General features: G+C 71.7%; 20 protein-coding genes. 15 read left to right on the top strand and 5 right to left on the bottom strand.

The annotated features are described in order from the left end of the window. The first annotated feature begins 45 nt into the window (after positions 1-45). Together ACFWZ2_RS03105 and ACFWZ2_RS03100 are read left to right on the top strand one after the other, a co-directional pair. Positions 46-1,158: an NAD(P)H-dependent flavin oxidoreductase gene (locus ACFWZ2_RS03105; protein ID WP_384540945.1), complete on the top strand. Its 1,113-nt coding sequence runs from the start codon at positions 46-48 to the stop codon at positions 1,156-1,158. Further along, a complete protein-coding gene (locus ACFWZ2_RS03100; RefSeq protein WP_384540942.1) occupies positions 1,155-2,705 on the top strand; it encodes an acyl-CoA synthetase in 1,551 nt (516 codons plus the stop codon). The genes ACFWZ2_RS03105 and ACFWZ2_RS03100 overlap by 4 nt, the downstream gene beginning before the upstream one ends. An 18-nt stretch (positions 2,706-2,723) precedes the next feature. Here the strand turns inward: ACFWZ2_RS03100 and ACFWZ2_RS03095 are convergent, their stop codons facing one another. Then, entirely contained in the window at positions 2,724-3,602 is an 879-nt protein-coding gene (locus ACFWZ2_RS03095) for a nitroreductase/quinone reductase family protein (protein ID WP_384540940.1), read from the bottom strand. Positions 3,603-3,770: 168 nt separating this feature from the next. Between ACFWZ2_RS03095 and ACFWZ2_RS03090 the strand changes: the two genes are divergently transcribed. Further along, positions 3,771-4,169 (top strand): MarR family winged helix-turn-helix transcriptional regulator, encoded by a 399-nt coding sequence (locus ACFWZ2_RS03090; protein ID WP_384541264.1) that lies wholly within the window; start codon positions 3,771-3,773, stop codon positions 4,167-4,169. An 89-nt stretch (positions 4,170-4,258) separates the two neighbouring features. Beyond that, positions 4,259-5,803, top strand: a complete 1,545-nt coding sequence (locus ACFWZ2_RS03085) for an acyl-CoA synthetase (protein ID WP_384540937.1) — start codon at positions 4,259-4,261, stop codon at positions 5,801-5,803. On the opposite strand, the gene paaK is transcribed toward ACFWZ2_RS03085, so the two are convergent. Continuing rightward, positions 5,766-7,067, bottom strand: coding sequence for a phenylacetate--CoA ligase PaaK (gene paaK / locus ACFWZ2_RS03080; protein ID WP_384540935.1), 1,302 nt, complete (start codon positions 7,065-7,067; stop codon positions 5,766-5,768). The two genes, ACFWZ2_RS03085 and paaK, sit on opposite strands and share 38 nt — an antisense overlap. A gap of 176 nt (positions 7,068-7,243) precedes the next feature. On the opposite strand from paaK, the gene ACFWZ2_RS03075 reads away from it, so the two are divergent. The 4 genes from ACFWZ2_RS03075 (at position 7,244) to ACFWZ2_RS03060 (ending at position 11,338) form a co-directional block, all read left to right on the top strand. After that, positions 7,244-8,089, top strand: coding sequence for an alpha/beta fold hydrolase (locus tag ACFWZ2_RS03075; protein WP_384540933.1), 846 nt, complete (start codon positions 7,244-7,246; stop codon positions 8,087-8,089). 99 nt (positions 8,090-8,188) lie between these two features. Beyond that, positions 8,189-8,860, top strand: coding sequence for a chorismate mutase (locus ACFWZ2_RS03070; protein WP_384540930.1), 672 nt, complete (start codon positions 8,189-8,191; stop codon positions 8,858-8,860). A 108-nt stretch (positions 8,861-8,968) separates the two neighbouring features. Beyond that, on the top strand, positions 8,969-9,421 hold the full coding sequence (locus tag ACFWZ2_RS03065; RefSeq protein ID WP_384540928.1) for a cupin domain-containing protein: 453 nt from the start codon (positions 8,969-8,971) through the stop codon (positions 9,419-9,421). Positions 9,422-9,526: 105 nt separating this feature from the next. Beyond that, positions 9,527-11,338 (top strand): WD40 repeat domain-containing serine/threonine protein kinase, encoded by a 1,812-nt coding sequence (locus ACFWZ2_RS03060; protein WP_384540926.1) that lies wholly within the window; start codon positions 9,527-9,529, stop codon positions 11,336-11,338. 31 nt (positions 11,339-11,369) lie between these two features. Here ACFWZ2_RS03060 and ACFWZ2_RS03055 read toward each other — a convergent pair whose 3' ends face one another. Continuing rightward, positions 11,370-12,983, bottom strand: a complete 1,614-nt coding sequence (locus tag ACFWZ2_RS03055; RefSeq protein ID WP_384540923.1) for an acyl-CoA synthetase — start codon at positions 12,981-12,983, stop codon at positions 11,370-11,372. 209 nt (positions 12,984-13,192) lie between these two features. Between ACFWZ2_RS03055 and ACFWZ2_RS03050 the strand changes: the two genes are divergently transcribed. From ACFWZ2_RS03050 to ACFWZ2_RS03020, 7 genes are all read left to right on the top strand, one after another. Beyond that, positions 13,193-13,993 (top strand): crotonase/enoyl-CoA hydratase family protein, encoded by an 801-nt coding sequence (locus tag ACFWZ2_RS03050; protein WP_384540920.1) that lies wholly within the window; start codon positions 13,193-13,195, stop codon positions 13,991-13,993. 107 nt (positions 13,994-14,100) lie between these two features. Next, the gene (locus ACFWZ2_RS03045) at positions 14,101-15,069 is read left to right on the top strand and encodes a Zn-ribbon domain-containing OB-fold protein (RefSeq protein ID WP_384540918.1); all 969 of its coding nucleotides are present in this window, start codon (positions 14,101-14,103) and stop codon (positions 15,067-15,069) included. Further along, the gene (locus tag ACFWZ2_RS03040; protein ID WP_384540915.1) at positions 15,070-16,149 is read left to right on the top strand and encodes a thiolase domain-containing protein; all 1,080 of its coding nucleotides are present in this window, start codon (positions 15,070-15,072) and stop codon (positions 16,147-16,149) included. It begins immediately after the preceding gene. Between the two features lie 8 nt (positions 16,150-16,157). Next, the gene (locus tag ACFWZ2_RS03035; RefSeq protein ID WP_384541262.1) at positions 16,158-17,324 is read left to right on the top strand and encodes a thiolase domain-containing protein; all 1,167 of its coding nucleotides are present in this window, start codon (positions 16,158-16,160) and stop codon (positions 17,322-17,324) included. A gap of 107 nt (positions 17,325-17,431) precedes the next feature. Continuing rightward, complete coding sequence (locus ACFWZ2_RS03030; RefSeq protein ID WP_384540913.1) at positions 17,432-17,674, top strand: DUF397 domain-containing protein; 243 nt, start codon at positions 17,432-17,434, stop codon at positions 17,672-17,674. A 157-nt stretch (positions 17,675-17,831) separates the two neighbouring features. Next, positions 17,832-18,332: a hypothetical protein gene (locus tag ACFWZ2_RS03025; protein ID WP_384540911.1), complete on the top strand. Its 501-nt coding sequence runs from the start codon at positions 17,832-17,834 to the stop codon at positions 18,330-18,332. A gap of 262 nt (positions 18,333-18,594) precedes the next feature. Beyond that, positions 18,595-20,823, top strand: coding sequence for a glycoside hydrolase N-terminal domain-containing protein (locus ACFWZ2_RS03020; protein ID WP_384540909.1), 2,229 nt, complete (start codon positions 18,595-18,597; stop codon positions 20,821-20,823). Between the two features lie 108 nt (positions 20,824-20,931). On the opposite strand, the gene ACFWZ2_RS03015 is transcribed toward ACFWZ2_RS03020, so the two are convergent. Next, complete coding sequence (locus ACFWZ2_RS03015) at positions 20,932-21,927, bottom strand: helix-turn-helix domain-containing protein (protein WP_384540906.1); 996 nt, start codon at positions 21,925-21,927, stop codon at positions 20,932-20,934. Between the two features lie 110 nt (positions 21,928-22,037). After that, complete coding sequence (locus ACFWZ2_RS03010) at positions 22,038-24,029, bottom strand: N-acetylmuramoyl-L-alanine amidase (protein ID WP_384540904.1); 1,992 nt, start codon at positions 24,027-24,029, stop codon at positions 22,038-22,040. Positions 24,030-24,269 lie beyond the last annotated feature (240 nt).

Here is a 24,269-nt window from a genome sequence, read left to right as displayed (position 1 = left end):
AGAAAATCTCTTCCCTCGGCACGGCGGCTGCGGCATCCTGCGGCCATGCAGACGGAGTTGAGCAAGAAACTGGGAGTCGAGCACGCCATCTTCGGTTTCACGCCCTTCCCCGCGGTGGCCGCCGCCATCAGCAGGGCGGGCGGGTTCGGGGTGCTCGGCGCGGTCCGCTACACGGCGCCCGACGAACTGGCCAGGGATCTCGACTGGATGCAGGAGCACGTCGAAGGACAGCCCTACGGGCTCGATGTCGTCATGCCCGCCAAGAAGGTCGAGGGGGTGAGCGAGGCCGACGTCGAGGCGATGATCCCCGAGGGCCACCGGCAGTTCGTCAGGGACACCCTCGCCAAGCACGGCGTGCCCGAACTCGCCGAGGGCGAGGCGTCCGGCTGGCGCATCACCGGCTGGATGGAGCAGGTCGCCCGCAACCAGCTCGACGTCGCCTTCGACTACCCGATCAGACTCCTCGCCAACGCGCTCGGATCACCCCCGGCCGACGTGATCAAGCGGGCCCACGACCACGACGTCCTCGTTGCCGCCCTCGCGGGCAGCGCCCGGCACGCGCGCAAGCACGCGGAAGCGGGCATCGACATCGTCGTCGCCCAGGGGTACGAGGCGGGCGGCCACACCGGCGAGATCGCCTCCATGGTGCTCACCCCCGAGGCCGTCGAGTCGGTCGCGCCCCTGCCGGTGCTCGCCGCGGGAGGCATCGGCAGCGGCGAGCAGATCGCCGCCGCGCTCGCGCTGGGCGCGCAGGGCGTCTGGCTCGGCTCCCTGTGGCTCACCACCACGGAGGCCGATCTGCACTCGCCCGCGCTCACCAGGAAACTCCTCGCCGCGGGGTCCGGCGACACGGTCCGCTCCCGCGCCCTGACCGGCAAGCCCGCACGCCAGTTGCGTACGCAGTGGACCGACGCCTGGGACGACCCGCAGGGCCCGGGAACGCTGCCGATGCCCCTCCAGGGGCTGCTCGTCGCCGAGGCCGTGTCCCGCATCCAGAAGTACGAGGTGCAGGAGCTGCTCGGCACCCCGGTCGGTCAGATCGTCGGCCGGATGAACTCCGAACGGAGCGTCCAGGCCGTCTTCGACGATCTGACGCGCGGCTTCGAGCGGGCCGTCGACCGCGTCAACCGCATCGCGGGAAGGGGCAGCCAGTCATGAGCACACCCCCCAACGGCTTCTGGGCCCAGGCCGCGGCCGACCCGGGCCGCACCGTCCTCGTCGCACCGGACGGCGAGGAGTGGACGGCGGGCCGACTGCACGCCGTCGTCAACCAGTTGGTGCACGGGCTGCGCGCCGCGGGCCTGGAGCGCGGCGACGCGTTCGCCGTCGTCCTGCCCAACGGCGTGGAGTTCCTCACCGCGTATCTCGCCGCGTCCCAGGCCGGGTTCTATCTCGTCCCGGTCAACCACCATCTGGTCGGACCCGAGATCGCGTGGATCGTCTCCGACTCGGGCGCCAAGGTGCTCATCGCCCACGAGAAATTCGCGGAAGCGGCGGTCGCGGCGGCCGACGAGGCGGGCCTTCCCGCCACGCACCGCCATGCGGTGGGGGAGGTGCCGGGCTTCCGCCCTTACGCCCAACTCCTCGAAGGGCAGCCGGAGTCGGCTCCCGCGAACCGCACCCTCGGCTGGGTCATGAACTACACGTCGGGCACGACAGGGCGCCCGCGCGGCATCCGCCGCCCGCTGTCCGGCAAGCTCCCCGAGGAGTCCTACCTCGGCGGCTTCCTCGGCATCTTCGGGATCAGGCCGTTCGACGGGAACGTCCACCTGGTCTGCTCGCCGCTCTACCACACGGCCGTCCTCCAATTCGCGGGCGCGGCCCTGCACATAGGCCATCCGCTGGTCCTGATGGACAAGTGGACGCCCGAGGAGATGCTGCGCCTCATCGACACCCACGCCTGCACGCACACCCACATGGTGCCGACCCAGTTCCACCGCCTGCTCGCGCTGCCGGAGAAGACCCGGGCCGCGTACGACGTGTCCTCGATGCGGCACGCCATCCACGGCGCCGCGCCCTGCCCCGACCATGTGAAGCGGGCGATGATCGAGTGGTGGGGCGAGTGCGTCGAGGAGTACTACGCGGCCAGTGAGGGCGGCGGCGCCTTCGCCACCGCGGAGGACTGGCTCAAGAAGCCGGGGACCGTCGGAAAGGCGTGGCCCATCAGCGAGTTGGCGGTCTTCGACGATGACGGGAACAAGGTGCCGCCGGGCGAGCTGGGCACCGTCTACATGAAGATGACCACGGGCGGATTCTCGTACCACAGGGACGAGTCGAAGACGAAGAAGAACCGCATCGGCGACTTCTTCACCGTCGGCGACCTCGGCGTCCTCGACGAGGACGGCTATCTCTTCCTGCGCGACCGGAAGATCGACATGATCATCTCGGGCGGGGTCAACATCTATCCGGCCGAGATCGAGTCGGCGCTGCTCACCCATCCCGCGGTCGCGGACGCCGCGGCCTTCGGGATCCCGCACGACGACTGGGGCGAGGAGGTCAAGGCCGTCGTCGAGGTCGCCGAGGGCCGCGCGGCGGACGAGGCGCTCGCCGCCGAGATCCTCGCCCACTGCGAACGGCGGCTCGCGGGCTACAAGCGGCCCAAGAGCGTCGACTTCATCGAGGCGATGCCGCGCGACCCGAACGGCAAGCTGTACAAGCGGCGGCTGCGCGAACCGTACTGGGAGGGGTGCGAGCGCGCCATGTGACCTGGGGTGTACGGGAGTTCAGCCACCTGTTCCGTACAGCGACGGCAGCAGTTGTTCCTCCTCGTACGCGAAGTGCTCCTCCAGGTCGGCGGTGAGCCGGTCGAGTTCGGCGGTGAGGTCGACGGCGGCGTCCGGGGTCGTCAGGAGGGTCTCCAGTTCGGTGAGGGCGCGTGCCACGACCTTGTGCTCGTCGCGCAGGCGGGCGATCGCCGGGGCCAACTCGGGGTACTGGCCCTCCAGTCGGCTGAAGGCGCCGTCCTCGTTGGTGTGGTGTTCGTGGAGCGCGCCGCACAGCGTGAGGCAGTGCCGCGTGAGCTGCCTGCCCAGGGGAGCGGGCGGGCGGGCCGGGAGGCCGGAGGGGTGCTGCTCGACCTCCTCGCGCACGGCGGCGAGCTCGCGGCGCAACTCGCCGTGGACGCGCACCAGATGGTCGGCGATGGCCCGGTGCCGTGCCGGGGCGTCGACGGTGAGGCGGGTCAGGGCGACGACGGGGATGGTGCGCGGCGTGTCCTCCTGGTAGGCGATGAAGGCCGGGTCGCGCTCGCACTGCGCGCGGTACTGGGCGTCGCGCTCCTCGCCGTGCAGCGGCTCCGCGGTGACGGGGAAGCGGTCCACGCCGCCGCTGCCGTCGCCGATCTCGACGAAGGACCGGGAGGCGGCGAGGAGGTTGTGGTACCAGCCCGGGTTCGCAGGGGCGCCCGCGTTGGAGGCGAAGACGAGCAGGCGGGCGCCGTCGCGGGCGTAGACGGCGGGGTTGGTGCGGGGTGTGCCGCTGCGGGCCCCGGTGGTGGTGAGGAGCAGGAGGGGCGTGTCGGCGAACATCCCGCCGACCCGGCCGCCGTTCGCGCGGAACTCCTCGATGACCCGGCGGTTGAACCGTTCGACGTCGTGGGGCATGGGTGTGGCCTCTCCGATAGCATCGGCGTCACAGACTCCTTTGCTTCGAAAGCAAAGAAGATTTGATGGCAAAGCTATTGAGGGGAGTGCCGGGTGTCAACCGGCGACAGGAACCACGAAGGCCCCGGGCCCGACGTCGACGACGCCGTCCGGACGCTGCTGCTGCTCATGCCGCGCATGGTCGGGCGCATCAAGCGGATCACGATTCCCGAGGAGCTCCGGTCGCTCGAACTGGCACCCCGTCATCTCTCGCTCCTCGCCTACCTGTTGTTCGACGGACCGCTCAGCGTCAACGAACTCGCCGCGCGGCTCGGCGTCGCGCCCACGACCGTGAGCCTGATGGTGGGGGAGCTGAGCCGGAAGGGCGTCCTGGAGCGCGCGGAGGACCCGGCCGACCGCCGCCGGAAGATCGTGAGCATCGCCGACACGCACCGCACCTCGATCGACGGCTGGCTCGGCCGGGGCGCGCTCGCCTGGCGCAAGGCGCTCGCCCCCCTGACACCGGCCGAGCGGAAGCTGTTCGTCGGCACGCTGACGGCGTACGAGGACGCGCTCGCCGAGGACTGACCCCATGGCCGGAGCGGGCCGGGGCTCCGCGCGCCACGCACCCTGTTCAGGACCTTGACCGGGCGGCGCGCGGCGCACAGGATCACGCCATGACGGGTGCACACGGCAACACGGTCGACGGAGTCCTCGCACGCAGCGCGCGCCGCACGCCGACGCGCGCGGCGCTCCACTACGGCGAGCGGTCATGGACGTACCAGGAACTCGACGACGCCGTCTCACGCGCGGCCCGCGTCCTGCGCGACCTGGACCTGGCCCCCGGCGACCGGGTCGGCGCCTACGCCCACAACTCCGACGCGTACCTGATCGGCTTCCTCGCCTGCGCGCGGGCCGGCCTGGTCCACGTGCCGGTCAACCAGAACCTCACCGGCGACGAACTCTCCTACATCGTCCGCCAGTCGGGCAGCTCGCTCGTCCTCGCCGACCCGGACCTCGCGGACCGCCTGCCCGACGGCGTGCGGTCCCTGGCGCTGCGCGACGCGGACGACTCCCTGCTCACGCGGCTCGCCGCGGCATCGGCGTACGAAGGGGAACCGCCCGGCACCGACGACCTGGTGCAGCTGCTCTACACCTCGGGCACCACCGCGTCGCCAAAGGGCGCGATGATGACGCACCGGGCCCTGGTCCACGAGTACGCCTCCGCGATCGCCGCCCTGGACCTGAAGGCGAGCGACCGGCCCGTCCACTCGCTGCCGCTCTACCACTCGGCGCAGATGCACGTCTTCCTCATGCCGTACCTGGCGGTCGGCGCCGAGAACACCCTGCTCGACGGGCCCGACGCCGTGCGGATCTTCGACCTGGTCGAGGCGGGGCGCGCCGACAGCCTGTTCGCACCGCCCACGGTGTGGATCGGCCTCTCGAACCACCCCGAGTTCGCGGACCGCGACCTGGGCGCGCTGCGCAAGGCGTACTACGGGGCGTCGATCATGCCCGTGCCGGTCCTGGAGCGGCTGCGGTCCCGGCTGCCGGGGCTCGCGTTCTACAACTGCTTCGGGCAGAGCGAGATCGGCCCGCTCGCGACCGTCCTCGGACCCGACGAGCACGAGGGCCGGATGGACTCCTGCGGCCGTCCCGTCCTGTTCGTCGAGGCACGTGTCGTCGACGAGGAGGGCCGGGAGGTGCCGGACGGCACGCCGGGTGAAGTCGTCTACCGCTCACCGCAGTTGTGCGAGGGCTACTGGGACAAACCGGCCGAGACCGCGGAGGCGTTCCGCGACGGCTGGTTCCACTCCGGTGACCTCGCGGTGCGGGACGCCGAGGGCTATTTCACCGTCGTCGACCGGGTCAAGGACGTCATCAACTCCGGTGGGGTGCTCGTCGCTTCGCGGCAGGTCGAGGACGCACTGTACGAGCACGCGGGCGTCGCGGAGGCCGCGGTGGTCGGCCTGCCGGACGAACGCTGGATCGAGGCGGTCACCGCCATCGTCGTACGCGGAGACAAGGAACTCACCGAGGATGAACTCATCGCCCACGCACGCGAGAAGCTCGCCCACTTCAAGGCGCCCAAACGGGTCCTGTTCGTGGACGAGCTGCCGCGCAACGCCAGCGGGAAGATCCTCAAGCGGGAGCTGCGGGACCGGTTCGGCGCTGGCCCGCTATCTACGCCCCCCGCTCCCGCAGATCCACGATCCGCTTGAACTTGCCCACCGAACGCTCCAGCGTCTCCGGGTCGACGATCTCCACGCCCACCGAGACCCCGACGCCGTCCTTCACCGCCGCCGCGATCTCCCGGGCCGCCGCGTCGCGCCGCTGCGGCGGCGTGTCCGCGCGGGCCTCGGCCCGCACCGTCAGGGCGTCCATGCGGCCCTCGCGCGTGAGCCGCAGCTGGAAGTGCGGGGCGATGCCCGCCGTGCGCAGGACGATCTCCTCGATCTGCGTGGGGAAGAGATTGACGCCCCGCAGGATGACCATGTCGTCGCTGCGGCCCGTCACCTTCTCCATCCGGCGGAAGATCCGCGCCGTGCCGGGCAGGAGTCGCGTCAAGTCCCGTGTCCGGTAACGGATCACGGGCATGGCCTCCTTGGTGAGCGAGGTGAACACCAGCTCGCCGTGCTCCCCGTCCGCGAGCGCCTCACCCGTGATCGGGTCGACGACCTCGGGGTAGAAGTGGTCCTCCCAGATGTGCAGACCGTCCTTGGTCTCCACGCACTCCTGCGCCACGCCCGGGCCGATCACCTCCGAGAGCCCGTATATGTCCACCGCGTCGATCGCGAACCGCTCCTCGATCTCCCGCCGCATCTCCTCCGTCCACGGCTCCGCGCCGAAGATGCCGACCTTGAGCGAGGTCGTCCGGGGATCGACGCCCTGGCGCTCGAACTCCTCCAGGAGCGTGAGCATGTACGACGGGGTCACCATGATGACCTCGGGGCGGAAGTCCTGGATGAGCCTGACCTGGCGCGCGGTCATGCCGCCGGACGCGGGGATCACCGTGCAGCCGAGCCGCTCGGCTCCGTAGTGCGCGCCGAGACCGCCGGTGAACAGGCCGTAGCCGTACGCCACATGGACCTTGTCGCCCGGTCGGCCGCCCGCTGCGCGGATCGAGCGCGCCACCACGTCCGCCCACATGGACAGGTCCTGCTCGGTGTACCCGACGACGGTGGGCAGTCCCGTCGTCCCGCTGGAGGCGTGCAGGCGGCGCACCTCGGACTGCTCCACCGCGAACATCCCGAACGGGTAGTTGGCCCGCAGGTCGTCCTTGGTGGTGAAGGGGAAGCGCGCGAGGTCGGCGAGCGAACGGCAGTCGTCGGGGCGCAGGCCCGCCTTGTCGAACGCCGCCCGGTAGAACGGGACGTTCTCGTACGCGTGCAGCAGGGTGTCCTGGAGGCGCTCCAGCTGCAGGGCCGCGAGCCCCTCGGGGCTGAGCCGCTCCGAGGCGTCGAGGAGTAGCGGCGAACGCGTCATATGGAGTTCTCCCGTCCTTAACGGGCGACCGATCATTCGGTCGTCGATCTTCTGTCGAGCCCAGTAATCCAGGCGCGGAGAGGGCCGTCAAGGGATCGCGCAAGGCCGCGTCGAGCTGGGGCGTTGTGCCCGAGGAGCATTGCCCGGGTGCGACACGGGATGTGATGATCGCCTTCATGCCGACATTCAGCGCGTACGACGGGACCGAGCTCGCCTACCACGAGAAGGGTGAGGGCGAGCCGCTGATCTGTCTGCCCGGCGGGCCGATGCGGGCGTCCGCCTATCTGGGGGACCTCGGCGGCCTCACCGCGTACCGCCGTCTCATCCTGCTCGATCTGCGCGGCACCGGTGACTCGGCGGTGCCCGAGGACCCGGCGACGTACCGCTGCGACCGGATCGTCGACGACGTCGAAGCCCTCCGCGAGCATCTGGGCCTGGACCGGATCGATCTGCTCGCGCACTCGGCGAGCGGCAATGTCGCCACCCTGTACGCGGCCCGCCACCCCAAGCGGATCCGCGCCCTCGCCCTGATCACCGCGGCCAGCCAGTCGGTCGGCTTCACCGTGACCGTCAAGGACCACGTCGACGCGGTGGAGGTGCACAAGGGCGAGTCCTGGTATCCGGCGGCCGTCGCCGCGTTGAAGGAGATCGAGGCCGGGGGCAGCCCCGCCGACGCGGGGACCGCGCTGGCGCCGCTGGCCTACGGGCGCTGGGACGCGGTGGCCCGCGCGCACCAGGCGGCGAGCGCCACGGAGAAGAACGCGGAGGCCGCGGCGGCCTTCTACGGAGAGGGCGCCTTCGACCCGCCCGCGACCCGCGCAGCCCTGACGGAGCTGGCCGCCCCGGTGCTCGTCCTCGCCGGGGAGTACGACGGCGGCCCGAACCCGGCGCTCGCCGAGGAGTTCGCCGGGCTCTTCCCCGGCGGTGTGTGCCAAGTGCAGCCGGGCGGCGGGCACTTCCCGTGGCTGGACGACCCGGAGTGGTTCGTGCGGCGTGTGGCGGGATTCCTCGCGCAGGACTGAGCGGCGTCGCGCGCGGCGGTGCCGGCGGCTGCTCGTGCGCCGCCCGCCGAGCGCGTACGGTCGCTGGACGTCCGCCACCGATCCCCTGGGGGAACCGTCGTGCGTCTCACCTCTTCGGCAGGCCGTCTGCTCACCACCGGCACCGTGGCCGCCGCTCTGCTCGCGGGAGGCGGCGCGGCCGTCGCGGCGCCCGCGCGGCCTGCGCAGGTCACCGCGCCCGCGCGGCCCGCACCGGCCACCGTGCCCACGCAGTCCGCCCCCGCTCAGGCCACCGCGCCCGCGGGCCCCTACGCCCGGCTGTACCCGCTCGCCGACTGGTCCGCGCGGCGTCTGGCCACCGCCGATCTCGTCGCCGCCGCCAAGTACGGCACGGACAGCCCCATCGACGACCCGGCCCGTGAGCGGCAGGTCCTGGACGCGGTGGCGGCGCAGGCGCGGGAGATCGGCGCCGACCCCGAGGCGACCGTGCGGATCTTCCGCGACCAGATCGAGGCGAACAAGGTCGTGCAGCGCGGCCTGTTCCGGCGCTGGGACGCCGATCCGTCCCAGGCGCCGACCGAGCGGCCCGATCTCGCGGAGGTCCGCAAGGAGATCAACCGGATCAACGGCGAGCTGGTGCGGGGCATCGCCGCGTCGCAGGGCGCGCGGACGGCGCCGTACTGCGGCGGAGTCCTGACCGCCGCTGCCGTGCACGTCCGGCACGAACAGCGGCTCGACGCCCTGCATTCGGTGGCCCTGGGACGGGCGCTGCGGTCGGTCTGCGCGGAGTGACGCCCACAGAAAGGCATTTGCTGTATCGGCAAGGGTGATTGCCGTATCCGGTGCGGAGGTCGCAGTGTGGATCTCGTCCACGGCAGACCACAGCGAGAGGCCGCAACGATGACGAACCACCACAGCACCGGCACGGCAACCGACTCCACGGGCTCCGACGGCGCCGCGCCGCTCAACAACCGCGTCCACCACGTGCGTTCCGGTGAACTGGACGGCTTCGCCGCCATCAGCGGGGGCACGGTCGGCTCGAAGAAGCTCTGGATGGGCATGGTGGAGAACCCGCCGCTGAGTTCGACGGACAACCACCACCACGGCGACTCGGAGGCGGGCATCTACGTGGTCAGCGGCCACCCCGTGTTCGTCTACCACGACGGCACGCGGGAGGTGCGGGTCGCCGCGGGCCCCGGCGACTTCTTCCTCGTACCGCCGTTCGTCCCGCACCGGGAGGAGAACCCCCACCCGACCGAGCCCGCCGTCGTCGTGATCGCACGGACCACACAGGAGCCCGTCAAGGTCTCCGTGCCCGAGCTCTACCAGCTCACGGAGGCGGACCTGCCGTAGCGGATACGGTCAACTTCCTTCCTGCGACGCCTTCGTGCCGTACTTTCTGTACGGCAGGAATCCGCTGGGGCGTGGGGCACGCGCAGGCACGGGGCGGGGGCGCGGATGGATCTGTCCGGTGTGACGCTGGCGGACCGCTACGAACTCAAGGAGCTGATCGGGCGCGGCGGCATGGGCGAGGTGTGGCGGGGCCGCGACTCCTCGCTGCTGCGCCGTGACGTCGCCGTCAAGGTGCTCCCCAGCCGGCTCGATCCGGGCGTGGTGCGGCGCTTCCAGCGGGAGGCCGCCATCCTCGCCGGGCTCCAGCACCCCGGCATCACGGTGGTGCACGACGCGGGGGAGCACGACGGGCAGCTGTTCATCGTGATGGAGCTGCTGCAGGGCAGGGACCTGGCGCAGGTGCTTGCCGAGCACGGCGCGGGGCTGCCCGTCGACCGGGCCGTCGACCTGGTGCGGCAGACGGCGACCGCCCTGGCCGCCGCGCACGAGAGCGGCGTCGTCCACCGCGACCTCAAGCCGGGCAACCTGTTCGTACGCCCCGGCGACCAGGTCAAGATCTGCGATTTCGGCATCGCGAGGACGGCCGATGCCTCCTCGGCGCTCACTACGGCCGGACACGTCGTGGGCACGCCCCTGTACATGGCGCCCGAGCAGTGGCGCACGCAGGGAGTGGGCGCCCCCGCCGACCTGTACGCCCTGGGCTGCGTGCTGTACGAACTGTTCACGGGGCGGCCGCCCTTCACGGCCGACTCCGTCTTCGCCCTCATGCACCAGCATGTGACGGAGCCCGTGCCGCCGCCCCGGACGCTGCGGCCCGAACTCCCGCAGTGCCTCGACGACTTGGTCAGCAACCTGCTCGCCAAGCAGCCCGGCGACCGCCCGGACGCCACGGCGCTGGCCCGCGCACTGGCCGCCGCGCCGGACGCGCCGGATTCCGCCGTTCCACGTATCGGCGCGCCCGTCCGCCAAGCCGCCCCTCGGACCGTCACCCCACGACCGGTCCGCGCCGATGTCCTCGTGGGCAAGCAGCGCCTGACCCTGTCCGGGCACCGCACCTGGGTGCTCTCCCTCGCCTTCAGCCCGGACGGCCGCACGCTCGCTTCCGGGGGCGCCGACGAGTACGTACGCCTGTGGGATCCGGACAGCGGCGCAGCGCACGGCGACCCGCTTCCCGTGGGCAGCAACAGGGACGCGGCCGTGGCCTTCAGCCCGGACGGCCGCACGCTCGCCACCGGCTGCGGCAGATACGCGCGCCTCTGGGACGGCGAGACGTTCGAGGAGCGCCTGGTCCTGACCTACCCGGGCCGGATGAGATCGGTGACGCGGGTCGCCTTCAGCCCGGACGGCCGTACGCTCGCCACCGGCGGCAGCGACGGGGCGATCCGGCTGTGGGACGCGCACACCGGGGCCGCGGGCCCGGAGATGCGCTGGGCAGGCGGCTGGGTGACCCAGGTGGCGTTCAGCCCGAACGGCCGGCACGTCGTCGGCGGCGGCGAAGGAAAGACGACCCGGCTCTGGAACCTCCCCCTGGCCATGGAGCGCTGGAAGATCCCCGGGCGGGTCCTCACCACGGCCGTGGCCTTCAGCCCGGGCGGCCACATCCTCGCCACCGCGTCGGCCAACGACCTGCTCGTCCACCTCAGGAACCCCCGCAACGGCCACGACCGCCGCACACTGGACGCGCACGCCCGCGGGGCGCTGGCCCTGGCGTTCAGCCCGGACGGCCGTACGCTCGCCACCGCGAGCCACGACGGGGTGATCTGCCTCTGGGACCCGGAGACCGGTCACCGGCGGGCCGCCCTGCCCGGTCACGCGGGCGAGGTGCGCTGTCTGGCCTTCAGCCCGGACGGGGCGACCCTCGCGAGCGGCGGCCAGGACCAGGTGATCCGTCTTTGGGAGGTGCGGCTCGGCCGGTAGCCCGTGAACACCGGGTGCCCTGGCGGCTTTTCTAGCCCTGTGCCGCGACCGCCTTCGCCCACCGGTAGTCCGCCTTGCCGCTCGGCGAGCGCTGTATGCGCTCGGTGAAGACCACCGCCCGGGGGATCTTGTAGCCCGCGAGCAGTGTGCGGCAGTGGGTCTGGACCGCCTCCAGGTCCAACGCGGGTGCCCCCGTGCGGAGTTGGACGACCGCGGCGACGCGGTTGCCCCACCGCTCGTCGGGCACCCCGGCGACCAGCGCGTCGTACACGTCAGGATGCGATTTGAGCGCCTGCTCGACCTCCTCCGGATACACCTTCTCGCCGCCCGTGTTGATGCACTGCGACCCGCGCCCGAGGACGGTGACGATGCCCTCGTCGTCGACCGTCGCCATGTCGCCGAGCAGCACCCATCGTTCGCCGTCCTTCTGGAAGAAGGTCTCGGCCGTCTTGCGCGGGTCGTTGTAGTAGCCGAGCGGGACGTGGCCGCGCTGGGCGAGGCGGCCCGGCTCGCCGACCGGCACCGGCTCGTGCGTCGCGGGATCGACCACCTGGGTACGCTCGTTGACCTCCAGGCGGAAGCCCTTCTCCGGGCCCGAGTCGTCCGTGGCCTTGCCGTTGGATCCGGACTCGGAGGAACCGAAGTTGTTCAGGAGCAGCACATGGGGCACCAGCGCCTGGAACTGGGCGCGCACCGTCTCCGACATGATCGCCCCCGACGAGGAGACGCTGAACAGCGAGGAGAGGTCGGTGCCCTCGAGCGGGCCGTGCAGCGCGTCGATCAGCGGCCTGAGCATCGCGTCGCCGACCAGCGACACACTGGAGACCTTCTCGCGCTCGATCGTGCGGAGCACCTCTTCGGGCACGTACTTGCGGTGGATGACCACCCGCTGGCCGTAGTTGAAGGCGATGAACGAGGTCAGCGTCGACGTGCCGTGCATCAGCGGGGGAGTGGGGAAGAAGGTGAGACCGGGACTGCCCGCGGCGACGCGCTCGGCCAGCTCGTCGGGGCGCTTCACCGGCTCACCCGTCGGCTCGCCGCCGAAGAGACCCGCGAAGAACAGGTCCTCCTGGCGCCACATGACGCCCTTGGGCATGCCGGTCGTGCCGCCGGTGTAGATGATGAACTGGTCGTCGGCGGAGCGCGGTCCGAAGCCGCGCTCCGGTGAGCCCGCGGCCTCCGCGTCGGTGAAGGCGACCGCGTCGATCGCGGGTGCGTCGGCGGGCGGCTCGCCCACCCGCACCAGGTGCCGCAGCTTCTCGGTGCGCGGCAGCGCGGCCTTGACCCGTTCGGTGAACTCGGCGTCGAAGACGAGTGCGGCGAGGTCCGCGTCGCGGTAGAGGTAGACCAACTCCTCTTCCACGTAGCGGTAGTTGACGTTGACCGGCACGAGCCGCGCCTTGAGGCAGCCGAGGACCGTCTGGAGGTACTCGATGCCGTTGTACAGGTGCAGGCCCAGGTGCTCGCCCGGCTGCAGACCGCTGTCGATCAGGTGGTGGGCGATGCGGTTGGCGGCCGCGTCGAGCTCCGCGTAGGTGAGCCGGCGCTCCGCACCCGTGCCGGGATGGTCGACGTAGACGAGCGCCTCGCGGTCGGGGACCACGTCGACGACCGACTCGAACAGGTCGGCAAGGTTGTACTCCACCGCGCTCCTCCTGACCCCGGCGTCCACTCTGACGTCTCGCTTGGCGGTCATCAGAGCAGAGGCACCCCCAACTGGGAAGGGCCTCCGCAGAAGAAAACTGACTGGGTGTCAGAAAACTATTGAACTGGCTCCCCGCCTACTGCAACCTGTTCCAGGTCTGGAGCCGACAGGCCGGCCGTCCGGCGGCCGTCGAGGGAGGAGCACGGCACATGGGTGGGACGGAACACCTCACCGTGCGGCGCGAAGGCGCCACACTGATACTCACGCTGAACAGGCCCGAAGCGAAGAACGCGCTCTCGCTGCCGATGCTCGTCGGCCTGTACGACGGATGGCTGGAGGCCGACGCGGACGACGCGATCCGCTCCATCGTGCTCACCGGCGCGGGCGGCGCGTTCTGCGCGGGCATGGACCTCAAGGCCCTCGCGGGCAAGGGCATGGACGGGCAGCAGTACCGGGACCGGATGACGGCCGACCCCGATCTGCACTGGAAGGCGATGCTGCGCCATCACCGGCCCCGCAAACCCGTCATCGCCGCGGTCGAGGGGTACTGCGTCGCGGGCGGCACGGAGATCCTCCAGGGCACCGACATCCGCGTCGCCGGGGAGTCGGCGACGTTCGGCCTCTTCGAGGTCAAGCGCGGGCTGTTCCCCATCGGCGGGTCCACCGTGCGGCTTCCGCGGCAGATTCCCCGTACGCACGCGTTGGAAATGCTGCTCACCGGGCGGCCCTACGCGGCGGCCGAGGCGGCGGCGATCGGGCTCATCGGGCACGTCGTGCCGGACGGGGCCGCGCTGGAGAAGGCGTTGGTGATCGCCGAACAGATCAATGCGTGTGGGCCGTTGGCGGTGGAGGCGGTGAAGGCGTCCGTGTATGAGGCCGCCTCGCTGACCGAGGAGGAAGGGCTTGCGGCCGAGCTGAAGAGGGGGTGGCCCGTCTTCGACACCGCTGACGCGAAGGAGGGCTCCAGGGCCTTTGCGGAGAAGCGGGCTCCTGTCTTCCGGCGGGCCTAGGGCGCTCTTGGTCGTTCTTTCGCTGCGGGGTCCGCCTTGGCTGGTCGCGCAGTTCCCCGCGCCCCTGAAGGGGCCCGTCGTCGTTTCTGTGAAACGGAGTTCCGCCCATGGCATCTGCTGCCGTACCCGAGGTGCTGCGTGCTCCTCTGGTCGTCGAGTTTCCCTTCACCCGGTCCCTCGGGCCCGTGCAGAGCGCGTTCCTGACCGGGCTGCGCGAGCGCACCGTGCTCGGGGTGCGGACCGGTGACGGCAGGACGCTCGTCCCGCCCGTCGAGTACGACCCCGTGACCGCCGAGGAGATACGGGACCTGGTCGAGGTCTCCGCCACGGGCACCGTCACCACCTGGGCCTGGAACCACGAGCCCCGGCGCGGGCAGCCGCTCGGCACGCCGTTCGCCTGGGTCCTGGTGAGGCTCGACGGGGCCGACACCGCCCTGCTGCACGCCCTCGACGTGCCGGGGCCCGACGCCGTGCGCAGCGGCATGCGCGTGAGGATCCGCTGGGCCGCCGAACGGATCGGCGCCATCACGGACATCGCCTGCTTCGAGCCGGACGAGGGGGGCGGCGAGGGGCGGTCCGCGCCGCACGACGGTGTGTTCGCGGAACCCGTCACCGGGATCGTCGCGGCCGCGCGGCTCGACTACACCTACGCGCCGGGGCGCGCCCAGAGCGCGTACATCAACGCCCTCGCCGAACAGAAGACCGTCGGCGAGCGCTGCCCCTCCTGCCGCAAGGTGTACGTCCCGCCCCGCGGCGCCTGCCCCACCTGCGGCGTCGCCACGGCCGAGCGGGTGGAGGTCGGCCCGCGCGGCACCGTCACGACGTACTGCATCGTCAACATCAAGGCAAAGAACGCAATGACTGACGCCATCGAAGTGCCGTACGTCTACGCCCACATCGCCCTCGACGGCGCCGACCTCGCCCTGCACGCGCGCATCGCGGGGATTCCGTACGACCAGGTCCGGATGGGCCTGCGCGTCGAACCCGGGTGGACCGAGGGCGGCCGCTTCCCCGACCACTACCGGCCCACCGGTGAACCCGACGCCGACTACGACACGTACAAGGAGCTGGTGTAGATGGCGCCCCGCAAGCCGTCGGCGATGCGGCCCGTCCGGGACGTGGCGATCGTCGCCTTCGGGCAGACCGACCACCTGCGCACCACCGACGAGCTCTCCGAGGTCGAGATGCTCATGCCGGTGCTGCACGAAGTACTCGCCGCCACCGGCCTGAAGACCAGCGACATCGGCTTCACCTGCTCGGGCTCCTCGGACTATCTCGCGGGCCGCGCCTTCTCCTTCACGATGGCGCTGGACGGCGTCGGCGCCTGGCCGCCGATCTCCGAGTCGCACGTCGAGATGGACGGCGCCTGGGCGCTGTACGAGGCGTGGACGAAGCTGCAGACCGGCGACGCCGACACCGCGCTCGTCTACGCGTACGGCAAGTCGTCGCCGGGCTCCGTGCGCGACGTCCTGACCCGGCAGCTCGACCCGTACTACGTGGCCCCGCTCTGGCCCGACTCCGTGGCGCTCGCCGCGCTCCAGGCGCAGGCGCTCATCGACGCGGGCGAGACGGACGAGCCCGCGCTCGCCGGGATCGCGACGCGCAGCCGTACCTCTGCCGACTCCAACCCCCATGCACAGCTGGGGAGTTCGGCTTCGCAAGGCGACTATGCCGTACGTCCCCTGCGCACCGGCGACTGTCCGCCGGTCGGCGACGGGGCCGCCGCAGTGATCCTCGCCGCCGGGGATCGGGCACGCGAGCTGTGCGGGCGGCCCGCGTGGATCCGGGGCATCGACCACCGCATCGAGGCGCACGGGCTCGGCGTGCGCGACCTGACCGACTCGCCCTCCACGCGGCTGGCCGCGGAACGGGCCGGAGTCTTCGAGTCGCCCGTGGACACCGCGGAGCTGCACGCGCCGTTCACCTCCCAGGAGGTCGTCCTGCGCAAGGCCCTGCGGCTCGGCGACGGCGTCGACGTCAACCCCTCGGGCGGCGCGCTCGCCGCCAACCCCGTCATGGCCGCGGGGCTCATCCGGCTCGGCGAGGCCGCCGCCCGCATCCACCGGGGCGCCTCGGACCGGGCCGTCGCGCACGCCACGTCCGGGCCCTGCCTCCAGCAGAACCTGGTCGCCGTCCTGGAAGGAGACGCCCGATGAGCAATGCGGTGGGCAAGGAACCCGTCGCCGTCGTCGGAATCGGCCAGACCAAGCACGTCGCGGCCCGGCAGGACGTGTCCATCGCGGGCCTCGTCCGCGAGGCCGCCCAACGTGCTCTGACCGACGCCGAGTTGACGTGGACCGACATCGACGCCGTCGTCATCGGCAAGGCGCCCGACTTCTTCGAGGGCGTCATGATGCCGGAGCTGTACCTCGCCGACGCGCTCGGCGCGGTCGGCAAACCCATGCTGCGCGTCCACACCGCGGGCTCCGTCGGCGGCTCCACGGCGCTCGTCGCCGCGAACCTGATCGCGGGCCGGGTCCACGGCACCGTCCTGACCCTCGCCTTCGAAAAGCAGTCGGAATCCAACGCGATGTGGGGGCTCTCGCTGCCCGTTCCGTTCCAGCAGCCGCTCCTCGCGGGCGCGGGCGGATTCTTCGCCCCGCACGTGCGCGCGTACATGCGGCGCACCGGCGCCCCCGACACCGTCGGCTCCCTCGTCGCGTACAAGGACCGCCGCAACGCCCTGAAGAACCCCTACGCGCACCTCCACGAGCGGGACATCACCCTGGAGAAGGTCCAGGCGTCCCCCATGCTCTGGGACCCGATCCGCTACTCGGAGACCTGCCCGTCGTCCGACGGCGCCTGCGCGATGATCCTCACCGACCGTGCGGGCGCGGCCCGTTCGCCCCGGCCGCCCGCCTGGATGCACGGCGGCGCGATGCGCAGCGAGCCCACGCTCTTCGCGGGCAAGGACTTCGTGTCGCCGCAGGCGGGCAAGGACTGCGCGGCCGACGTGTACCGGCAGGCGGGCATCACGGACCCGCGCAGGGAGATCGACGCCGTCGAGATGTACGTGCCGTTCTCCTGGTACGAGCCGATGTGGCTGGAGAACCTGGGCTTCGCCGCGGCGGGCGAGGGCTGGAAGCTCACCGAGTCCGGCGTGACGGAGCTGGACGGCGATCTGCCGGTGAACATGTCGGGCGGCGTCCTGTCCACCAACCCCATCGGCGCGTCCGGCATGATCCGCTTCGCCGAAGCGGCACTTCAGGTGCGGGGTCAGGCGGGCGAACACCAAGTCGACGGCGCCCGCAGGGCACTTGGCCACGCCTATGGGGGCGGCTCGCAGTTCTTCTCCATGTGGCTCGTCGGAGCCGAACCGCCCACCAGCTGACCGGCCGTGCGCACCGGACGGGCGGCGGCCTTGCCTCCGCGGCCTGTCCGGCGCCCGGAGCGAAAGCTAGGCTGGCGCCGGACGACGCACTCGGGAGGAGCACGGACGTGGCCGAAAGCACCACTCAGCAGCACCCGCTCACGGGCTGGGACAAGCCGGAGCTCGACCTCAGCACGGCCGACTGGCGATCGAGCAGTGAAGGGCGCGGAGACGTGGAGATCGCCTTCGTCGAAGGGTTCGTCGCGATGCGCAACAGTGGACGGCCGGAGAGCCCGTCCCTCATCTTCACCCCGGCGGAGTGGGGGGCCTTCGTGCACGGTGCGCGCGAGGGAGAGTTCGACCTGACGTAGCGCTGCGCGCGGCTGGGGCGGTGTGGCTTTCCGGTTCGCCGCGGGTGAGTGGGGGCCGGCCGCGCAGTTCCCCGCGCCCCTTACGGGGCCCTTGCGGGAGCCCCGCAGGGGGAGGGGGCCGCGCCGGGGAACACGGCGGGGCACGTACCATGGGCGCATGTCCTTCCTCCGCCGCCGCAGCGCCGCCACCCCCGCGGGCCCGGACTTCGATGTCCTGGCCATGGACCCCGGTGACTGGCCCGGCAATCTCGGCGCGGGCCTGCTGCCCGCGCCCGACGGCAGCTGCCAGGGCGTTTTTCTGCGCTACGACCTGTTCGGCGGCCGCGGGCCCGCGATGATCATCGGCAACCTGCCCGAGGGTTCCCAGGCGCGGGACACCGCCGAGGGCGAGGTGCCCTTCGAGGTCGGGCAGCTGCTGCTCGCGCTGGAGAACGACGAGGACATCACGGTCGTCTCGACGGAGGACATGCCGGTGATGCAGGGGGACAACCTCCTCATCGTGCGTCGCCTGAAGCTCTCGGAGAGCCGCATCTCCTGCGTGCAGTTCGACCGCAGTGACAACGTCCTCGTGACGATCGCCGCCTGGGACCGGCCGATCACCGACGACCTCTACGCGCTCCTGAAGCCGCTGCCCGCCGAGCTCTTCCAGCAGGGCTGACGCGACCGCACCACCCCATTCGTCCAAGCGCCGCCCCGTTCCGTCCAAGGAACGGGGCGGCGCTCTGTCTTGCCAGGCAGTCATCGGACTTTTAACGTGGCCGGTCATGACTCAGGGGATGACACGGAGAACCACGATGAAGTCGGCGCTCGGTGGGGCAGCCGTCATGGCAGCGGGCGGAGGAGCCCTCGGGGGTGGCGCCGCGGCGGCGGAGGGCGGGGGAGCGAGCAAGCACTCATCCGATGAATCGGACGCATCATCGGTGCTCTGGTATCGGGCTCCTGCCGCCGACTGGGAGCGCGAGGCCCTCCCCATCGGCAACGGTGCCCTCGGCGCCATGGTCTTCGGCACCCTCGCCACCGAGCGGCTCCAGTTCAACGAGAAGACCCTGTGGACCGGAGGGCCCGGCTCCGCCGAGGGATACGACTTCGGGAACTGGCGCGCGGCGCGTCCCGGCGCGCTCGACGCCGTGCGCACGGAGCTCGACGAGAAGGGCAGGCTCGCCCCCGACACGGTCGCGGCGCGGCTCGGCCAGGCCCGGCGCGGCTACGGCGCGCACCAGACGTTCGGGGATCTGCACATCGACGTGCCGGGGGCGCCGGGCGCACCGGACGCGACGTACCGAAGGAGCCTCGATCTGGGGCAGGGGATCGCGACCGTCGCGTACGAGCGTCAACAGGTGGCCCACCGGCGGGAGTTCTTCGCCTCGCACCCGGACGGGGTGATCGTCGGACGGCTCTCCGCCGCGCGTGCCGGTCAGGTCGGCTGCACCCTGCGGTACACCTCGCCGCGCGCCGACTTCACCGCGCGGGCCGACGGCGACCGGATCACCGTGCGCGGTGAACTCGCCGACAACGGGCTCGCGTTCGAGGCCCAGATCAGGATCGTGCACGTGGGCGGCGCCCGCACCGCGCACGCCGACGGCAGCGTCACGGTGAGCGGCGCCGACCACGTCTGGTTCGTCCTCGCCGCGGCCACCGCGTACGCCGACACCTGTCCCGACTACCGGGGCGACGACCCGCACGCCGCCGTCACCCGCACCGTCGACCAGGCCGTCGCCGCGGGCCACGAGGCGTTGCGCGACCGCCACATCCGCGACCACCGCGCCCTCTACGACCGCGTCGCTCTCGACATCCGCCAGGCGCCGCCCGCCGACGTCCCCACCGACCAGCTCCTCAAGCAGTACACCGGGGGTGCGACCGCCGCCGACCGGGCCCTCGAAGCCCTCTTCTTCCAGTACGGCCGCTATCTGCTCATCGCCTCCTCGCGCGCGGGCTCGCTGCCCGCCAACCTCCAGGGTGTGTGGAACAACAGCACCACGCCTCCCTGGTCGGCGGACTACCACACCAACATCAACCTCCAGATGAACTACTGGCTCGCGGAGGCGGCCAACCTGCCCGAGACCACCGCGCCGTACGACCGGTTCGTCGAGGCCCTGCGCGCGCCAGGACGGCGTACGGCCAAGGAGATGTTCGGCAGCCGCGGCTGGGTCGTGCACAACGAGACCAATCCGTACGGCTTCACCGGAGTGCACGACTGGTCGACCGCCTTCTGGTTCCCCGAGGCCGCGGCCTGGCTCACCGCGCAGCTCTACGAGCACTACCGCTTCGGCGGCTCCACGGACTACCTGCGCTCCACCGCGTATCCCGCGATGAAGGAGGCCGCCGAGTTCTGGCTCGACAATCTGCGCACCGACCCGCGCGACGGCACCCTCGTCGTCACGCCCAGCTACTCGCCCGAGCACGGCGACTTCACCGCCGGTGCCGCCATGGCCCAGCAGATCGTCCACGACCTGCTCACCAACACGCTGGAGGCGGCCCGTACGCTCGGCGACTCACCCGCCTTCCGCGCCGAGTTGGCGAAGACCCTCGACGCGCTCGACCCCGGCCTGCGCGTCGGCTCCTGGGGTCAACTCCAGGAGTGGAAGGCCGATGTGGACGACCGGACGGACGACCACCGGCACGTCTCCCACCTCTACGCCCTGCACCCAGGACGCCAGATCGAGCCGGGCAGCAGATGGGCGGACGCGGCGAAGGTGTCCCTGACGGCGCGCGGTGACGGCGGCACCGGCTGGTCCAAGGCGTGGAAAATCAACTTCTGGGCCCGGCTGCGCGACGGCGACCACGCGCACAAGATGCTCTCCGAACAGCTCAGATCCTCCACCCTGCCCAACCTCTGGGACACCCACCCGCCGTTCCAGATCGACGGGAACTTCGGCGCGACCTCGGGCGTCGTGGAGATGCTGCTGCAGAGCCAGCACGACGCCATCGAGATCCTCCCCGCGCTGCCCAAGGAGTGGCCCGAAGGATCGGTGCGCGGCCTGCGGGCGCGCGGCGGCGCCACCGTCGACATCGAGTGGGCAGGCGGCCGCGCCCGTCGCATCGTCGTGCGGGCGGCGCGGACCCGTGAACTGACCGTGCGCAGCGCCCTGTTGAGCGGCGGAGAGAAGACGTTCAAGGCGCGTGCCGGGCAGCGCTATGTCTTTGAATGACCCTGTACTCGGGCCCCGGCACCGTACGATGCCGGGGCCCTTGCTCCCCCCTGGTTCCCTCACATCGTGACGCGGGGCGGGGGCCGCGAGTTGGCGATGCGTGCGGCGTTACTTGTCGCTCGGTGCGACGCGTTGCCCGGCGGGCTGATCGTGTGACGCCGACCGCCGGAACTCTCTGGGCGGCACGCCGTACGCGGCGCGGAACGCCCGGCTGAAGTCCGCGGGGCGCAGGAAGCCCCACCTGGCGGCGACGGCGCTGATCGGGCGGCGACGCAGCCGGGGGTCGGCGAGGTCGGCGTGGCAGCGTTCCAGGCGGCGCCTGCGGATCGAGGCCGCCACGGTCTCGCCCTCTTCGAGGAAGAGCGTGTGCAGGGAGCGCACGGAGATGTGGTGGTGGGCCGCGATCTCCGCGGGGCCCAGGTCGGGATCGCCGAGGTTGTGGTCGATGAAGGCGTTGACGCGGGACAGCATGGCCTGGCGGCGGGTGTCCGCCGGCAGGTCGCCGTAGGCCCCGAGGTGCTGGGCGAGGCTCGCGCCCGCCAGATCGAGGGCCATCGCCCCCAGCCGGCCCAGTTCCCGCGGATCGCAGTCGGGGCCGTAGGAGTGCAGCGTGGTCATGAACCCGGCGAGGATCGCCCCCATGCCGGTGCGGCTCGACAGGGGCCTGGCGAGCAGCGGGCCGACCTTGTCCGGCGGCAACGGCAGCCCGTCGCGCGGCAGTTGCAGGATGAGCACCTCGGTGTTGCGGCCCTTGTCGGGCACCTCGCCCTCGAAGGGGCGCGCGAGGTCGAAGAGCACCATGTCGCCGAGGACAAGGCCGGAGTCCTGGCGCTGCTGACTGATCCACAGCGGGCTGCCGGAGACGAAGGTGAGCTGGTACGTCCCCGGGTCGGCCCGCCGGATGTCCGCCCAGGTGCGTCTCAGATACGCGGGCGGGCTGTTGAACGCGGCCACCCGCACGGCGCCGAGGTCAAGCACCGAGGCGCACGCGGGGAAGTCCACCGCGCCGTCCGCGCTGGTCATGGTGAGCGGTGCCAGTTCGCGGGAGACGAGATCGCCCCAGAAGGGCAGCTGTTCCTCGGCGGGCAGATCCTTGTTCGACACGTTCAGCCACATCGCGCACCCCCAGAGAACCACCGTGCCACGGACGGCGGGTCCGGGCCCGCCCCCACGCGGACCCGGACCCGCCCCTTCAGGGCGGCTCTACGGCGGCGCTACGAACCCGACCGCACCACCTGCACATCGGCGGCCCGCACGTACCCGACCCGGTGCCCGTACTGGATCACGTAGTACATGTCCTTGCCGCGCACCACCTTGTGCGGCGCCGTGTCGAACGTCGGGGCGTAGAAGTACTCGCCCGGCACCTTGTCGCCGATCACGTACTCCTGGCCCGCGAGGATCTTGTACGGCAGCGGCGAGACGGTCTGCACGGGCACGCCCGCCGGGTAGGCCTCCTTCTCCGGGTACGCGCGGCCGTACACCGGGACCTCGGCGGCGCCCGCCTTCGGCGTCACCACCCAGCCCTTCGCGTCGACGGCCGTGGGCTGCTTCTCCGGGTTCTTGAACCAGGCCTTCTGGCCCAGGTACCAGACGGCCGTCCAGTCGCCCGCGCGGTCGGCGACCGCGTACTGCTGGCCGGTGGAGAGCCGCGCCCCCGTGTCGTTCACGTCGATCGTGGAGTCCTGGCCGCCCGGGCGCTTGCCGATGTCCTTGATCAGTGGGGCGTCGTCACGCGGCTCGGTGTGCACGCGCACCGCGGCCGAACCGTGCGGCACGCACTTCTCGCCGGGCTTGACGCAGCCCGTGTACTCGGGCTGGTTCGCGGAGTACTTCGGCGCCACCGTCACCAGACCGCCGTCCGGTCCCGCCGTGCGGTGGAACGGCTTGCCGAGCAGCGTGAAGTAGTGCTGCCAGTCCCAGTACGGGCCGGGGTCCGTGTGCATGCCCGGGATCGACGAGGTCACCGTGCCCTGCACGTTGTCGTGGCCGAGGATGTGCTGCCGGTCCAGCGGGATGCCGTACTTCTTCGCGAGGTACTTCACCAGGCGCGCCGACGTGCGGTACATCGCCTCCGTGTACCAGGTGTCCGGGGCGGTGAGGAAGCCCTCGTGCTCCAGGCCGATCGACTTGGAGTTCACGTACCAGTTGCCCGCGTGCCAGGCGACGTCCTTGGCCTTCACATGCTGGGCGATGTGGCCGTCGGTGGAGCGCAGCGTGTACTGCCACGACACGTACGTCGGGTCCTGCACCAGCTTCAGGACCCCCTCCCAGCGGCCCTCGGTGTCATGGATGACGATCGAGTCGATGCTCTGCGTCTTCGGGCGGTTCCCCAGGTCGTGGTTGCCGTAGTCGGGGTTGCCCTGGGGGTCCTTGAACTCCTCGTACGGTGCGGGGATCCACTCGCAGGCGACGGTCTTGGGGCACTCCGTCTCGCCCGCGGCCGCCTTGCGCAGACCCATGCGCCGCAGCTGCGCCGCATCGGTCCGCAGGCCCGGCTCCGGCGCGAGCGTCACACGCTGGCCCGCGTCCGTGACGCGGTGCTCGCCGTCGCGGATGACGGCGAACACGTCATTGGCGTACGAGGCGGCGGTCGCCTCGTCGTCCGCGCCGGAGAAGCGGGCGATGGCGCCGTACCAGTCGGCGGGGTCCTGGCTGAGCGGCTTGCCGAGCTTGTGCTGGGCGGCGGCGAGCAGCGCGGCGCCGCCCTCCACGTTGGCGGCGGGGTCCGTGCGCAGCTGCTCGGCGGAGCGGCCGGAGAGCTCGGCGGCGCGCGGCAACGTCTTGAGTCTGGCCGGGAGTTGGGACTCCGTGGGCACCTCGGCCTTCGGCGGCGGGGCCGGCCGCGAGGTGTCGCCGCGCGGGTCCTCCTTGCCCTCGCTGTGGTGCGGGGCGTTGGCCAGGGCGGTCCGTGCGTCGGTCAGGTGCATGGGGCCGTAGCCGCCGGTCACGCTGGCCGCGCCGCCGTGCGCGTCCCAGCGGGACTGGAGGTAGGAGACGCCGAGCAGCACGCTCTGCGGCACGCGGTACTCGGTGGCGGCGGCCGCGAAGGCGCCCTGCAGCCGTGCCGCCGACGCCTGTTCGGGGGCGCCGGACGACGGGGCGGCGCCGAGCAGCGGAACCAGCAGACCGGCCGACGCGAGGGCGCCCGCCGTCCTGACGGTGCGTCTGCGGGCCGAGGGGGTACGGGCGGTGGCGGATCCTCGCAAGACAGCCTCCTGGGCCGGTGAAGCGTGATGGGGCGTGCGGGGCCGGTCGTGCGTCAGTGGTACCGGCTCTCCGACGATCCGTCAATCATGCCCAGAGGACGGGATTTCCCATGTCAGCGACGGTACCGGCGGGTTACGCACAGGTTTTCGCCAAGGGTGCCGCCACCGCCTGCGGCGCGTCAGTGGCGTGGACCAATGAGCGGGCGGGAGATCCACCTGTTCGGGGGAGTGCGGGGGAGC

It is taken from the genome of Streptomyces sp. NPDC059002 (assembly GCF_042740435.1).
Lineage (GTDB): Bacteria > Actinomycetota > Actinomycetes > Streptomycetales > Streptomycetaceae > Streptomyces.
Note: the sequence above shows the minus strand (reverse complement) of the source record. Positions and strands in the feature narration are given on the sequence as shown.

Coding starts and splice junctions, on each gene's coding strand:
- ACFWZ2_RS03105 (WP_384540945.1), top strand. CDS start 46: ATGCAGACGGAGTTGAGCAAGAAACTGGGAGTCGAGCACGCCATCTTC.
- ACFWZ2_RS03100 (WP_384540942.1), top strand. CDS start 1,155: ATGAGCACACCCCCCAACGGCTTCTGGGCCCAGGCCGCGGCCGACCCG.
- ACFWZ2_RS03095 (WP_384540940.1), bottom strand. CDS start 3,602: ATGCCCCACGACGTCGAACGGTTCAACCGCCGGGTCATCGAGGAGTTC.
- ACFWZ2_RS03090 (WP_384541264.1), top strand. CDS start 3,771: ATGCCGCGCATGGTCGGGCGCATCAAGCGGATCACGATTCCCGAGGAG.
- ACFWZ2_RS03085 (WP_384540937.1), top strand. CDS start 4,259: ATGACGGGTGCACACGGCAACACGGTCGACGGAGTCCTCGCACGCAGC.
- paaK (WP_384540935.1), bottom strand. CDS start 7,067: ATGACGCGTTCGCCGCTACTCCTCGACGCCTCGGAGCGGCTCAGCCCC.
- ACFWZ2_RS03075 (WP_384540933.1), top strand. CDS start 7,244: ATGCCGACATTCAGCGCGTACGACGGGACCGAGCTCGCCTACCACGAG.
- ACFWZ2_RS03065 (WP_384540928.1), top strand. CDS start 8,969: ATGACGAACCACCACAGCACCGGCACGGCAACCGACTCCACGGGCTCC.
- ACFWZ2_RS03060 (WP_384540926.1), top strand. CDS start 9,527: ATGGATCTGTCCGGTGTGACGCTGGCGGACCGCTACGAACTCAAGGAG.
- ACFWZ2_RS03050 (WP_384540920.1), top strand. CDS start 13,193: ATGGGTGGGACGGAACACCTCACCGTGCGGCGCGAAGGCGCCACACTG.
- ACFWZ2_RS03045 (WP_384540918.1), top strand. CDS start 14,101: ATGGCATCTGCTGCCGTACCCGAGGTGCTGCGTGCTCCTCTGGTCGTC.
- ACFWZ2_RS03040 (WP_384540915.1), top strand. CDS start 15,070: ATGGCGCCCCGCAAGCCGTCGGCGATGCGGCCCGTCCGGGACGTGGCG.
- ACFWZ2_RS03025 (WP_384540911.1), top strand. CDS start 17,832: ATGTCCTTCCTCCGCCGCCGCAGCGCCGCCACCCCCGCGGGCCCGGAC.